Source organism: Falsiroseomonas sp. RANM36, assembly GCF_056682175.1.
Genome location: NZ_JBWXTD010000003.1, coordinates 1,252,284 through 1,265,201, shown reverse-complemented (window position 1 = coordinate 1,265,201; position 12,918 = coordinate 1,252,284). Strand labels below are relative to the sequence as shown.

Genomic DNA, 12,918 nt, shown 5'->3' with positions numbered 1-12,918 from the left:
GCGCGGGGGGGGCGGGGCGCGCGGCGGGGCCCGCCCCGCGCCCCGCGGCCCGCGCGGGGGCGGCCACGGCGCCGAAATGGCCGAGGCCGCCATCGCCCGCCGCCCGCAGGCCGTAGATCTGCACGCCGAGGCCCCAGCAGCGCCGATCGGCCAGCGGGCCCTGGAAGCAGCGCGGCGGCGCGATGGTCAGCGCCGCGCCCGCGGCGAGGCCGCCATCCAGCATCAGATGCGCCTCGCCGGGCTCTGGCGGCAGCGGCACGGCGATCATCGGGCGCGGCTGGCCGAGCAGCGGGTCGGCGCGGTCGCAATGCGGGTGGGCGTGGCCCTCATGCACGGCGCCCGCCGCCGTCTCGATGCGCCAGGCGATGCTGCGCTCCAGCGGGCAGTCCATCGGCAGGGCGATGTGCAGCGCCTGCCCGGCGGTGCCGGTCAGCCGCGGCGGCAGCGGCGCGCGGCGCGCATGCTCCATCGCGGCGGCGAGCGCGCCGGCGGGATCGGTGGCGTCCACGCCCTGCGCGCGCAGCAGCAGGCGCAGCGTGTCGGCACTCACCACCTGGTGCCGGCCGCGAAAATCCTGCCAGCGCGGCTCGAAGCCGTGCAGCGTGGCCAGGTGGAGGAGGGCGTCGTCCGCTTGCGTCATCACGCGGCCCTTCGGTCGAGGAACCAGAGCGTGGCGAAGCCGGGCAGCATGCCCGACGCCGCCTGCGGCGCCGCCTCCGCCGGGGTGGCGTGCAGCGCGTGGCCCGGTTCCGGCGGGACGGCGATCGGATCGCGCCCCAGATTGCACAGCACGCGCAGCGTGGCGCCGTCGCCCATGCGCCATGCGGCGCGCACCGCCGCCGGGCCGATCGCCTCCGCGGCGAGCGCGGCGCTGCCGTTCAGGCGCGGCACGATCTCCGCCGCGCGCAGCGCCAGCAGCGCGCGCGTCGCCTGCAGTGCCGCGGCCTGTGGCGCCGCCTCCGCTTCCGCCGGGTCGGGCCGGGAATGTTCGAAGGTCGCGGGCGCGTTGGGGTCCGGGATGGCGGCGCGCGCGGCCTCGCCGGCGAAGGCGGCGAAGCGTGCGAACTCGCGCTGCCGCCCTTCCCGCACCGCCCTGGCGAGGTCGCCGGTGAAGTCGGTGAAGTAGAGGAAGGGCGTGCGGCTGGCCCATTCCTCGCCCATGAACAGCATCGGCACCTGCGGCGCGAGCAGCAGCAGCGCGCGCGCCGCATCCACGGCTTCGGACGGCGCGAGCGCCGACATGCGCTCGCCCATCGCGCGGTTGCCGATCTGGTCGTGGTTCTGAAGGAACAGCACGAAGGCGGTGGGCGGCAGGTGGCCCGATGGCTCGCCGCGCGGCGCGCCGCCGCGATGCGCCGACGCCTCGCCCTGATAGGCGAAGCCCTGCGACAGGCAGCGCGCCAGCAGCGCCGCCGGCGCCTCGGCGTAGTCGGCGTAGTAGCCGTCCTCCTCGCCGGTCAGCAGCACATGCAGGCAGTGGTGGCCGTCGTCGTTCCACTGCGCGTCGTAGCCGCCGGCACCGAGATGGGAGGCCGCGTTCTCGTCGTGCTCCAGCACCAGATGGACATGCCGGCCGGGCTCGACCGCGACGCGGACACGCTGCGCCATCTCCTGCAGGAAATCCTCGCCCGGCGCGGATTCGATCGCGTGCACGGCGTCGAAGCGCAGGCCGTCGAAGCGGTACTCCATCACCCAGTGGATCGCGTTCTCGATGAAGAAGTCGCGCACCGGCGCGCGGGAGAAATCGATCGCCGCCCCCCAGGGCGTGTGCGTGCCGGCCGCGAAGAAGGGCTCGGCATAGGCGTGCAGCCAGTTCCCCTCCGGCCCGAAGTGATTGTAGACGACGTCGAGGAAGACCATCAGCCCGAGGCCGTGCGCGGCATCCACCAGCGCCTTGAGATCCTCGGGCGTGCCATAGGCCTCGTCGGGGGCGAAGGGCAGCACGCCGTCATAGCCCCAGTTGCGCGTGCCGGCGAAATCGGCGACCGGCATCAGCTCCACCGCGGTGACGCCGAGCGCGGCGAGACGCGGCAGCGCCGCCGTCACGCCGCGGAAACCGCCGAAGCTGCCGGCGTGCAGTTCGTACAGCACGGTCTCGTGCCAGGGGCGGCCCTGCCAGTCGCCATGCCGCCACGCGAAGGCGGCCGGATCGGTCACCACCGACCAGCCGCCGACATCGCCATCCTGCGCGCGCGAGGCCGGGTCCGGCACCGCGAGGTCGGGCGCGACGCGGTAGCGGTAGCGCGTGCCGGGCGGCGCGGCGACCTCCGCCGCGAACCAGCCCTGTGCCTCGGGCCGCATCGGCACCTCCGGCCCGTCGCGCAGGACGACGGCGGCGGCGCGCAGGGCGGGCGCCCAGAGCCGGAACCGGGTGATGCCGTCGGCGCCTGGCTCGGCGCCGAAGGGCAGGCGGTGGCGGAAGCGGCGCAGCGTCATGCGGGCATGATCCTCGCGGCGAACACCGCCAAGGCATGGGCGGGCAGTTCGATGCCCTCGGCGTCCGCGACGATCGGCGCCTCGGGCGCGCCGGTGTCGAGCACGGCGCGGAAGGCCGCGCCCTGCACCGGCGGCACGACGAAGCGGACGGGATGGCCATGCGCGTTCATCAGGATGCGCAGCACGTCGATCGAGCCGGGCGCCGCCCCCGCGCCGGCCAGCTGCAGCGCCAGGGCGCGGCGGCCGGGATCATGCCAGCCATCCTGCGTGATCGCGCCGCCTTCCGGCTCGGACCAGGCGATGTCCGCAAGGCCGGGCAGCACCTCCGCGCCGTGCAGGAAGCGGTCGGTGCGCAGGACCGGATAGGCACGGCGGAGCTGCGCGAGCCGGGCGGCGAAGGCGGTCATCCCTGCCGCCTCCTCCGGCGCGTCCTCGTCCCAGCGCATCCAGGCGATCGGGTTGTCCTGGCAATAGGCGTTGTTGTTGCCGCCCTGGGTGCGCCAGGCCTCGTCGCCCATCAGGACCATCGGCGTGCCGCGGGAGACGAAGACGGTCGCGAGCATGGCGCGCGCGACCCGCAGGCGCAGCGCGCGGAAGGCGTGCTCCTCCGTCTCCCCTTCCGCGCCCCAATTTGCGGAGTGGTTGTCGGCATGGCCGTCGCGGTTGTCCTCGCCATTCGCCTCGTTGTGCCGCTCGGCGTAGGAGACCAGGTCGCGCAGGGTGAAGCCGTCATGCGCGGCGACGAAGTTCACGCTCGCCCAGGCGCGGCGATGCTGGCGGTCGAACAGGTCGGCGGAGCCGGCGATGCGCGCGGCGAGTTCCGGCCGCAGCCCCTCGTCGCCGCGCCAGAAGCGGCGCACGCCGTCGCGGAAGCGGTCGTTCCATTCGGCGAAGCCGGGCGGGTGGTTGCCGAGCTGGTAGCCGCCCGGCCCGATGTCCCAGGGCTCGGCGATCAGCTTCACGCCGGCCAGGACCGGGTCCTGGCGCAGCGCGTCGAAGAAGCCGCAATCCGGGTCGAAGCCGTTGGTCTCCCGCCCGAGGATGGTGCAGAGGTCGAAGCGGAAGCCGTTCGCGCCGTATTGCGTCACCCAGTGGCGCAGGCTGTCGGTGACCATCTGGATCACCCGCGGATGCGAGAGGTTCAGCGTGTTGCCGGTGCCCGTGTCGTTGATGTGGTAGCGCCGGTTGTCGGACAGCAGGCGATAGTAGCTGGCATTGTCGATGCCGCGGAAGGACAGCGTCGGCCCGCGCTCGTTGCCTTCCGCCGTGTGGTTGTACACCACGTCGAGGATCACCTCGATGCCCGCCGATTGCAGGCGTCGGATGGCGAGCCGCGCCTCCTCCGGGTCGCGGCGCGAGAGGTAGCGCGGCTCGGGCGCGAAGAAGCCGAGGGTGCTGTAGCCCCAGTAGTTGCGCAGCCCCTTCTCGACCAGGAAGCGGTCGTCCACGAAGGCATGCACCGGCATCAGCTCCACCGCGGTGACGCCGATGCGCTGCAGATGCTCGATGACGAAGGGATCGGCCAGCGCGGCGAAGGTGCCGCGCTCATGCGGAGGCACCTCCGGCAGGGTCGCGGTCAGGCCCTTCACATGCGCCTCGTAGATCACCGTGTCGCGCCAGGCCCGGCCCATGCGCAGCGGCGGCGTCGCGGCATCGGCGACCACCAGCGCCTTGGGCATGCCGGCGGCGCTGTCGCGCCGGTCGAAGGAGAGATCCTCGCGCGCCGCGCCGATGCGGTAGCCATACAGCGCATCGCTCCAGCGCAGTTCGCCGATCAGCGCCCGCGCATAGGGGTCGAGCAGCAACTTGTGCGGGTTGAAGCGGTGGCCTTCCTGCGGCCGGTAAGGCCCGTGCACGCGGTAGCCGTACGACCATCCCGGACCGAGGCCCGGCAGGTAGCCGTGCCAGACGCCGTCGGTGCATTCCGGCAGGTCGAAGCGCGCGATCTGCTTCCGCCCCTGCCTGTCGAACAGGCAGAGCACCACGCGCTCGGCATGTTCGGAGAACAGGGCGAAGTTCACCCCGGCGCCGTCGAAGCTGGCGCCGAGGGGATGCGGGTGCCCGGCCTCGAGCCGGTCCGGCAGGCGCGGCACCCGCTCAGCCTCCCGCCGAGGTCAGGACCAGTGTCCCGAGCGGCGGCAGGCTGAGCGAGAGCGAGTGGTCCCGGCCATGGCTCGGCACCTTCTCCGCGATGGCGGCGCCGCTGCCCACCCCGCTGCCGCCATAGACGCCGGCATCGGTGTTGATGCGTTCCACCCAGCGGCCGCCGACCGGCACGCCGATGCGGTAGCCGTGCCGCGGCACCGGCGTGAAGTTGCACACGACGAGCGCGGACGGCTCGCCCCAGGCGCCGTGGCGGAGGAAGGCGAAGACGCTGTTCACCCGGTCGTCGCCGATCACCCAGTCGAAGCCCTGCGGATCGGCGTCGCGACGGTGCAGCGCGGGCGTGTCGCGCATCACCAGGTTCAGGTCGCGCACCAGGCGCTGCATGCCGGCATGCAGCGGGTCGTCCAGCGCCGGCCAGTCCAGCTGCGCGTCGTGGTTCCACTCCCGCTCCTGCGCGATCTCGCCGCCCATGAACAGCAGCTTCTTGCCCGGATGCGCCCACATGAAGCCGAGATAGGCGCGCAGATTGGCGAAGCGTTGCCAGCGGTCGCCCGGCATCTTGCCGATCAGGCTGCCCTTGCCGTGCACCACCTCGTCATGGCTGAGCGGCAGCACGAAGCGCTCGCTGAAGGCGTAGACGAGGCCGAAGGTGATCTCGTCGTGATGATGCGGGCGATGGATCGGATCGCGCGCGACGTAGTGCAGCGTGTCGTGCATCCAGCCCATGTTCCACTTGTAGCCGAAGCCGAGCCCGCCCTCGGCGACCGGCGCCGACACCTTCGGCCAGGCGGTGGATTCCTCCGCCATCACCGTCGCCCAGGGCGCATGTTGCGCAACGGCTTCGTTCAACTCGCGCAGGAAGGCCACGGCTTCCAGGTTCTCCCGTCCGCCATGGACGTTCGGCACCCATTCGCCGGGCTGGCGGGAGTAGTCGCGGTAGAGCATGGAGGCCACCGCATCCACCCGCAGCCCGTCGCAGCCGAAGTCGCGCAGCCAGTGCAGCGCCGAGGCGATCAGGTAGCCGCGCACCTCGTGCCGGCCGAAATTGTAGATCAGCGTGGACCAGTCGCGGTGGAAGCCTTCGCGCGGGTCGGCATGCTCGTAGAGCGCCGTGCCGTCGAAGCGGCCGAGGCCGTGCGCATCGGTCGGGAAATGCGCCGGCACCCAGTCGACGATCACGCCGAGCCCGGCCGCATGGGCGCGCGCGACGAAGCGGCGGAAGCCCTCCGGCGGGCCGAGGCGGGAGGTCGGCGCGAACAGGCCGATCGGCTGGTAGCCCCAGCTGCCCTCGAAGGGATGCTCCGTCACCGGCAGCAGCTCGAGATGGGTGAAGCCCATGCCGGCGGCATAGGGCACGAGCCGGTCGGCCAACTCGTCCCAGTTCAGCGGCCGCCCGTCCTCATGGCGCATCCAGGAGGTCGCATGCACCTCGTAGATGGAGATCGGCGCATCCGGCGCATGCGGCGGGCCGGCGCCGCGCACCGCCGCCGGCGGCGCGGGGTGCGGCACGATGGAGGCGGTGGCCGGCGGGCGCTCCGCCTCGCCGCCGCAGGGATCCGCCTTGAGCGGCAGCAGGACGCCATCCGGGCCGATCAGCTCGTATTTGTAGCGTGCGCCGGGGCCGAGGCGCGGGATGAAGATCTCCCACACGCCCGCCTCCACGCGCCGGCGCATCGGATGGCGCCGGCCGTCCCAGCCGTTGAAGTCGCCGACCACCGAGACGCGCTGCGCGTTCGGCGCCCAGACCGCGAAGCGCACGCCGGCGACGCCCTGCGCTTCCACGACATGCGCGCCGAGCACGCGGCCGAGTTCGCGATGCCGGCCCTCCGCGATCAGATGCAGGTCGAGATCGCCGAGCAGCGGCGGGAAGGCGTAGGGATCCTCCGTCTCCTGCTCGGCGCCGGGCCAGGCGATCCTCAGCCGGTACGGCGCGCGGGCGGGGAGCCGGCCGGCGAAGATGCCGCCGGGCCCTGCCGGCTGCAGCGTCGCCAGCACGCCGCCATCCTGCCCGATGGCGGTGACGCCGCGCGCGCCCGGCAGGAAGCAGCGCACCATGGTGCCGTCCGGCGTGTCGTGCGGACCGAGAAGGGCGAAGGGATCGCCATGCCGGCCTTCCGCCAGCAGCGCGAGGGCGGTGTCGGAAACGGCCATGTCAGTCGGCCTCCGCCGCGGATGTGTCCACGCCCGCGATCCTGCACAGCGCCCCGATCGGGATCCCCGCCCAGCCGGGGCGGTTGCGCAGTTCATAGGCCAGTTCGTAGGCCGCCTTGGCGGCGACGAAGAGATCGGTGAGCGCGTCCCGCTCCGCCGGGTCCGACGGCCAGGCGGGGCTGTCGCCGATCGTGTCGCGATAGGCGGCGAGGAAGACCTCCCGCGATTCCCGCCCCCAGCGTTCCACGGTCGCCGGCCGCGGATCGGGGATGCCGCCGGCATGCGGCGTGAGGTCGCGCAACGCCGAGGCCGCCGCATAGTCCAGGCTGCGCAGCATGCCCGCCACGTCGCGCGCCGGCGCGCTGCGCGCGCGCCGCTCCGCCAGCGGGCGCAGCGGCTCGCCCTCGAAGTCCACGATCACCGCGTCGCCCGCGGCGACGAGCACCTGGCCGAGATGCAGGTCGCCATGGATGCGTGTGCAGAGCCCGCCCGTGGCGCCGGCGAGGTCGTGCGCAAGGCGCGCGAGCAGGGACGCGCGCGCATCGAGCAGCGTCGCGGCCGGGCCGCGCACCTCCTCGGGCAGCTCCGCCATGCGCGCCGCGAGCAGGTCGAGTGCCGCCTCGGTCTCGCGGCCAGCCTCCTCCTGCCAGCGGGCGAGGTCCGCCCTGCGCATCGGCGCGGGCGCGAAGTCGGCATCGTCGGTCTCGCGCGCCAGCGCCAGATGCATCTCCGCGACGCGCCGGCCGAGCGTGGCGAGGAAGGGGCCGAGCGTGTCGAGCACGCTTTCGGCCGCGGCCGACCCGTCCTTCTCCGCCGCCGTCTCCTGCAGCACGTCCTCGAGGCGGCGCTTGAGCTGCGCCAGCGTCCAGGACCAGGCATCGCCCTGGTTGCGCACGAAGGCCTGCGCCACCGCCAGCGTGCGCTCCGACCCGTCCGGTTCCAGATGCACGACGTCGCCGAGGAACGCCGGCGTGCCGTCGAAGCCGCCCGGACCGGTCAGGTAGCGGCACATCTCGGCCTCGGGATGCACGCCGAGGAAGGTGTGGCGCACGATCTTCAGCACGACCTCGCCCATCATCAGCGTGGTGTTGGACTGTTCCCCGCCGAAGCGGGCGACGGCGGTGTCCGCCTCCGGCAGCAGCGCGGCCAGGCGCTCCGCGGGGCGGAAGCGGATCTCGCCCTTGCCGCAGGGCAGCACGGCACGGTCGGCCAGCGCGGCGACCATGGCGCGCATGAAGGCATCGCGGGAGACGGCGTCGGTCACCAGCCCCACGCGCCGCCCGCGCCGCGCGCGCGCCAGCGCAAGCTGCGCGGAGAGCGCGGGGATGCGCTCACGATCCTCGAACACCACGGCGAGCGGCATCAGGTAGCGGTCGGTGCTGTCCGCGACGGTGGAGATCTCGGTCAGCATCATCTCGCCTTCGGCCGTGCGCAGTGTCGCGGCGGCGGTCACCTGCGCCTCCGCCAGCCGCCTGCCCTTGCCCTGGTACCAGCGGCGCAGCGGCAGGTAGGCGGGCAGCACCTGTCTCTCGAACGTCACGCGGTCCTGGTCGCCGAAGGCGGTGGTGAGGCCTTCGCGCAGCACGAAGGTCACGAGGTCCGGCATGGCGGCCGGCGCCGGCGTGTGCCAGCTCGGCAGCGCGTGCTCCTCGGCCAGCACGAACCAGTAGAAGCCGTATGCCGGCAGCGTCAGCAGGTAGGGCAGGTCGCCGACCGGCGGGAAGGGCGTGCGGCCGAGCAGCTCCAGCGGCACGCGGCCATGCCAGGGCGAGAGGTCGAGCTCCACCGCCTGCGGGGAGCGCGACAGGTTGGCGACGCAGAGGATGGCCTCGCCCTCGTGCTCGCGCACATAGGCCAGCACCTTTCGGTTGCCGGGATAGAGGAAGCGGTAGCCGCCGCGGCCGAAGGTGGCGGCATGCGCCTGGCGCACCGCGATCATCCGCCGCATCCAGTTCAGCAGGCTGTGCGGATCGAGCGACTGGGCCTCGACGTTCAGCGCCTGGAAGCCGTAGATCGGGTCCATCACCGGCGGCAGCACCAGGCGGGCGAAGTCGGCGCGGCTGAAGCCGCCGTTGCGGTCGTTCGACCATTGCATCGGCGTGCGCCCGCCGTCGCGGTCGCCGAGGAAGATGTTGTCGCCCATGCCGATCTCGTCGCCGTAGTAGATCACCGGCGTGCCGGGCATGGAGAGCAGCAGGCTGTTCATCAGCTCGACGCGCCGGCGGTCATGCTCCATCAGCGGCGCGAGGCGGCGGCGGATGCCGAGGTTGAGGCGCGCGCGGCGGTCGGTGGCGTAGGTGGACCAGAGGTAGTCGCGTTCCTCGTCGGTCACCATCTCGAGCGTCAGCTCGTCGTGGTTGCGCAGGAAGATCGCCCATTGGCAGCTGTCCGGGATGGGCGGCGTCTGGCGCAGGATGTCGGTGATCGGGTAGCGGTCCTCCTGCGCGATCGCCATGTACATCCGCGGCATCAGCGGGAAGTGGAAGGCCATGTGGCATTCGTCGCCCTGGCCGAAATACTCCTTCACGTCCTCCGGCCACTGGTTCGCCTCGGCCAGCAGCATGCGGTCGGGGTAGTGCGCGTCGATCTCGGCGCGGATCTTCCTGATGACGTCGTGCGTCTCCGGCAGGTTCTCGTTGTTCGTGCCTTCGCGCTCGACGAGGTACGGCACGGCGTCCAGCCTGAGCCCGTCCACGCCCATCTTCAGCCACATGTGCATCACGTCGGTGATGGCGCGCAGCACGCGGGGGTTGTCGAAGTTGAGGTCGGGCTGGTGGCTGTAGAAGCGGTGCCAGTAGTAGGCCTTCGCCTCCTCGTCCCAGGCCCAGTTCGACTTCTCGGTGTCGAGGAAGATGATTCGCGTCTCGGAGAAGCCCTTGTCGTCGTCGGCCCAGACGTAGAAGTCGCGCTGCCAGGATCCCTTCTTCGCGCGCCGGGCGCGCTGGAACCATTCGTGCTGGTCGGAGGTGTGGTTGACCACCAGCTCGGTGATCACCCGCAGCCCGCGCTTGTGCGCCGCCGCCACGAAGCGGGCGAAGTCGCGCATCGTGCCGTAGTCCGGGTGGATGCCGCGGTAGTCGGCGATGTCGTAGCCGTCGTCGCGGCGCGGCGAGGGATAGAAGGGCAGCAGCCAGATCGCGTTCACGCCGAGCCCGGCGATGTAGTCGAGCTTGCGGATCAGGCCCTCGAAATCGCCGATCCCGTCGTCGTTGGAATCGAAGAAGGACTTCACATGCACCTGGTAGATGATCGCGTCCTTGTACCAGTGCGGGTCGGCGTCGGTCATGCACTCATTCCGGGTCGGGAGATGCGCCAGATGGCGTAGGGAAGGATGGCGGGGTCGAGGCGGCGATGCTGCACCTTGCCACGCCATCGCCAGGCTTGTCCGGTGACGAGATCCTCGACCGAGACCTCCCCGTCGTCAGGCAGCCCGAATTCCCACAGCGGCACCTCGAACCCGGCCTCCTGCGCGGCGAAGGGGTCGAGGTTCACCAGCACCAGGACCAGGTTGGAGCGGTCGGGCGTCATCTTCCGGTAGGCGATGATGCTGTCGTTCCAGCAGGTCAGGAACTGCAGGCCGAGATGTGTCTGCAGCGCCGGGTTCTCCCGCCGGATGCGGTTCAGCGCGGCGACCTCGGCCACGATGTTGCCCGGCCGGTTCCAGTCCCAGGCGCGGATCTCGTATTTCTCGGAGTCGAGATACTCCTCCTTCCCCGGCATCGGCGTCGCCTCGCAGAGCTCGAAGCCGTTGTAGACGCCCCAGAGGCCCGACAGCGTGGCCGCCAGCGCGGCGCGGATCAGGTGCCCCGCGCGGCCGGATTGTTGCAGGAAGCGCGGATTGATGTCGGGCGTGTTGACGAAGAAATGCGGGCGGTAGAATTCCGCCGCCTCTGTCGTGGCCAGTTCCGTCAGGTATTCGGTCAGCTCCGCCTTCGTGTTGCGCCAGGTGAAGTAGGTGTAGGACTGCGTGAAGCCGGCCTTGGCCAGGCGCTTCATCATCTTCGGCCGGGTGAAGGCCTCCGACAGGAAGATCGCGTCGGGATGGCGCGCCTGCACGTCGGCGATCATCCACTCCCAGAAGGGCAGCGGCTTGGTGTGCGGATTGTCGACGCGGAAGGTGCGCACCCCCTGCTCGATCCAGTGCAGGATCACGTCGCGCAGCGCGATCCAGAGGCCCGGCACCGCATCGGGCGCGTAGAAATCCACATTGACGATGTCCTCGTATTTCTTCGGCGGGTTCTCCGCGTAGCGCAGGCTGCCGTCGGGGCGCCATGCGAACCAGCCGGGATGCTCCGCCAGCCAGGGATGGTCGGGGCTGCACTGGATGGCGAAATCCAGCGCGAGCTCGATGCCATGCGCCTCCGCCGCCGCCACCAGCCGGCGGAAGGCGGCGAGGTCGCCGAGCTCGGGATGCAGCGCGTCGTGCCCGCCTTCCGCGGCGCCGATCGCATAGGGGCTGCCGGGATCGCCCGGCCCGGCCTTGAGCGTGTTGTTGCGCCCCTTGCGGTTCTTCCGACCGATCGGGTGGATCGGCGTGAAATACAGCACGTCGAAGCCCATCGCGCGCACGCGCGGCAGGTGGCGGATCACGTCGTCGAAGGTGCCGTGCCGCGCCGCGTCGTCCGAGGCCGAGCGCGGGAACATCTCGTACCAGGAGGCGAAGACGGCGGCGCGGCGGTCCGCCATCACCGGATACTCCGCCGCGGTCCGCGCCGCCTGCGTGCGCTCCGCCCAGCGGCGCATCATCAGCCGCGTCTCCTCGGAGAGCAGGTCGTGCAGGCGCCCGCCCTCCTCCGCCGTGCCGAGCCGGCGGAGCAGGTCGGAGAAGCGCTCCGCATCGGCGCCGGTCGCGCGCGAGGCCGCGTGCTCGACCAGCGCGATGCCTTCCTGCAGTTCCAGCGCGATCGGCACGTCGGCCGCGTGCTTCTTCTCCACCTCGTCGCGCCACGCCGCGAACAGGTCGCGCCACGCCTCGACGGCGAAATGGTGCAGGCCGGGGGCGAGGAGCGGCATGTGCCCGGACCAGCGGTCGTTCTCGCCGCGCGTCATCCGCGCTTCCTGCCAGGTGTCGCTGCCGGGGGCGCGCCAGCGCAGCACGGCGGCCAGCGCCTCATGCCCGTCGGCGAAGATGTCGGCCGTGACCTCCACCGATTCGCCGGCCAGGCGCTTCACCGGGAAGCGGCCGTCATCGGCGGCGGGGGCGACGCGCTCGATGGCGATGCGCGGCGCGGCGCGCGCCGCCGCGGCGGCCAGCGGCGCCGGCGTCAGGGCGATGCGCGGGGCGGCGCGGCCGGCGAAGACGCGCACCTCGCCGGGCGCCAGCACCACCGGCCGGCCGGGCACCAGCACATCGCCCTCGGCGCCGGCGGGATGCACCTGGCGCAGCGCCGGGAAGCGGCCGTCGAAGCCGGCCAGCGCGGCGTCGGGCAGCAGGCTGGCCGGGGCGTTGGCCGAGGCATTGGCGAAGACCAGCGCCGCCTGCTCCGCCCGGCGGATGTCGCCGCCCGCGACGCGCGCGAAGGCCGCCACCGGCGCGGCGGGGCCGGAGAGGGGCAGCGCCTGCCCGGCGGTGGCAAGCGCCGCCGTCTGCCGCATCAGGCGGATCGCGGCGGCGACGGTCGCGGCGGTCCCAGCCTCGCCCTGCGCCTGCATCCAGGCCCAGTCGGCCTCGCGGTCCGAGGTGACATCCAGCGGGCGCGTCGCGCCGCATTCGAAGCCCATCGGCATCAGCAGGCCCGCGCCGGTGGTCGCGGCCAGCATCGCGGCGCGCTCCATCGCGCGGCGCCGCGCCGCGTCGTCGCCGGCAGGCACCCTGGCCGCGATGCGCGGCCCGGCCGGGTCCTCGACCAGCCCGATCGCCGGCAGGTGCAGGCGCCGGTCTTCGTATTCGCGCAGCAGCCAGGGCGCGGCGCCATCCCACCAGGGCGTGCTGCCGACGCTGTGTGTGAAGCCGCAATCGCCCAGCGCGGCGACCGCCGCCGGCGCAAGACCGGGCGTCCAGGCGAGCGCCAGCAGGTCCGGCCGCGCCGCGCGGGCGCCGCCGAGCAGTTCGCGCCAGACCACCGGCGGCACCTTGTCGGGTTCGAGGGCGCGCAGCCCGCCGAGCCCGGCCTCCGCCCAGCCGGCCAGGAGCGGCGCCAGCAGGCCGGCCAGCGCGGCGGCGCAGGCCGGGGCGTGGGAGGGGGGGGGGGGGGGCGGGGGGGGGGGGGGGGGGGGGGGCGGCGG

General features: G+C 72.7%; 6 protein-coding genes (1 of these 6 cut by a window edge). All 6 read right to left on the bottom strand.

Going from position 1 to position 12,918, the window contains the following annotated elements; genetic code table 11:
- Positions 1-223, bottom strand: the 5' end (the start) of a protein-coding gene (malQ, locus tag AC1MIR_RS10930; RefSeq protein ID WP_480028744.1) for a 4-alpha-glucanotransferase. The gene continues 1,625 nt to the left of window position 1, outside the view; the window shows 223 of its 1,848 coding nt (coding positions 1-223); its start codon is at positions 221-223; its stop codon lies beyond the left edge, outside the window.
- A 416-nt stretch (positions 224-639) separates the two neighbouring features.
- Complete coding sequence (treZ, locus tag AC1MIR_RS10925) at positions 640-2,436, bottom strand: malto-oligosyltrehalose trehalohydrolase (RefSeq protein ID WP_480028185.1); 1,797 nt, start codon at positions 2,434-2,436, stop codon at positions 640-642.
- Positions 2,433-4,529 carry a glycogen debranching protein GlgX gene (glgX, locus tag AC1MIR_RS10920; protein WP_480028184.1) on the bottom strand — a complete coding sequence of 699 codons (2,097 nt, stop codon included), beginning with the start codon at positions 4,527-4,529 and terminating at the stop codon, positions 2,433-2,435. The genes treZ and glgX overlap by 4 nt, the downstream gene beginning before the upstream one ends.
- Before the next feature lie 4 nt (positions 4,530-4,533).
- Positions 4,534-6,693: a 1,4-alpha-glucan branching protein GlgB gene (glgB, locus tag AC1MIR_RS10915; RefSeq protein WP_480028183.1), complete on the bottom strand. Its 2,160-nt coding sequence runs from the start codon at positions 6,691-6,693 to the stop codon at positions 4,534-4,536.
- A gap of 1 nt (position 6,694) precedes the next feature.
- A complete protein-coding gene (treS, locus tag AC1MIR_RS10910; RefSeq protein WP_480028182.1) occupies positions 6,695-9,979 on the bottom strand; it encodes a maltose alpha-D-glucosyltransferase in 3,285 nt (1,094 codons plus the stop codon).
- The coding region (locus AC1MIR_RS10905; protein ID WP_480028181.1) for an alpha-1,4-glucan--maltose-1-phosphate maltosyltransferase at positions 9,976-12,918 on the bottom strand (2,943 nt) is incomplete at its 5' end. The genes AC1MIR_RS10905 and treS, both read right to left, overlap by 4 nt.

What these genes read in the sequence shown, in the direction of transcription:
- treZ (WP_480028185.1), bottom strand. Translation starts at nt 2,436, where the DNA reads ATGACGCTGCGCCGCTTCCGCCACCGCCTGCCCTTCGGCGCCGAGCCA.
- glgB (WP_480028183.1), bottom strand. Translation starts at nt 6,693, where the DNA reads ATGGCCGTTTCCGACACCGCCCTCGCGCTGCTGGCGGAAGGCCGGCAT.
- treS (WP_480028182.1), bottom strand. Translation starts at nt 9,979, where the DNA reads ATGACCGACGCCGACCCGCACTGGTACAAGGACGCGATCATCTACCAG.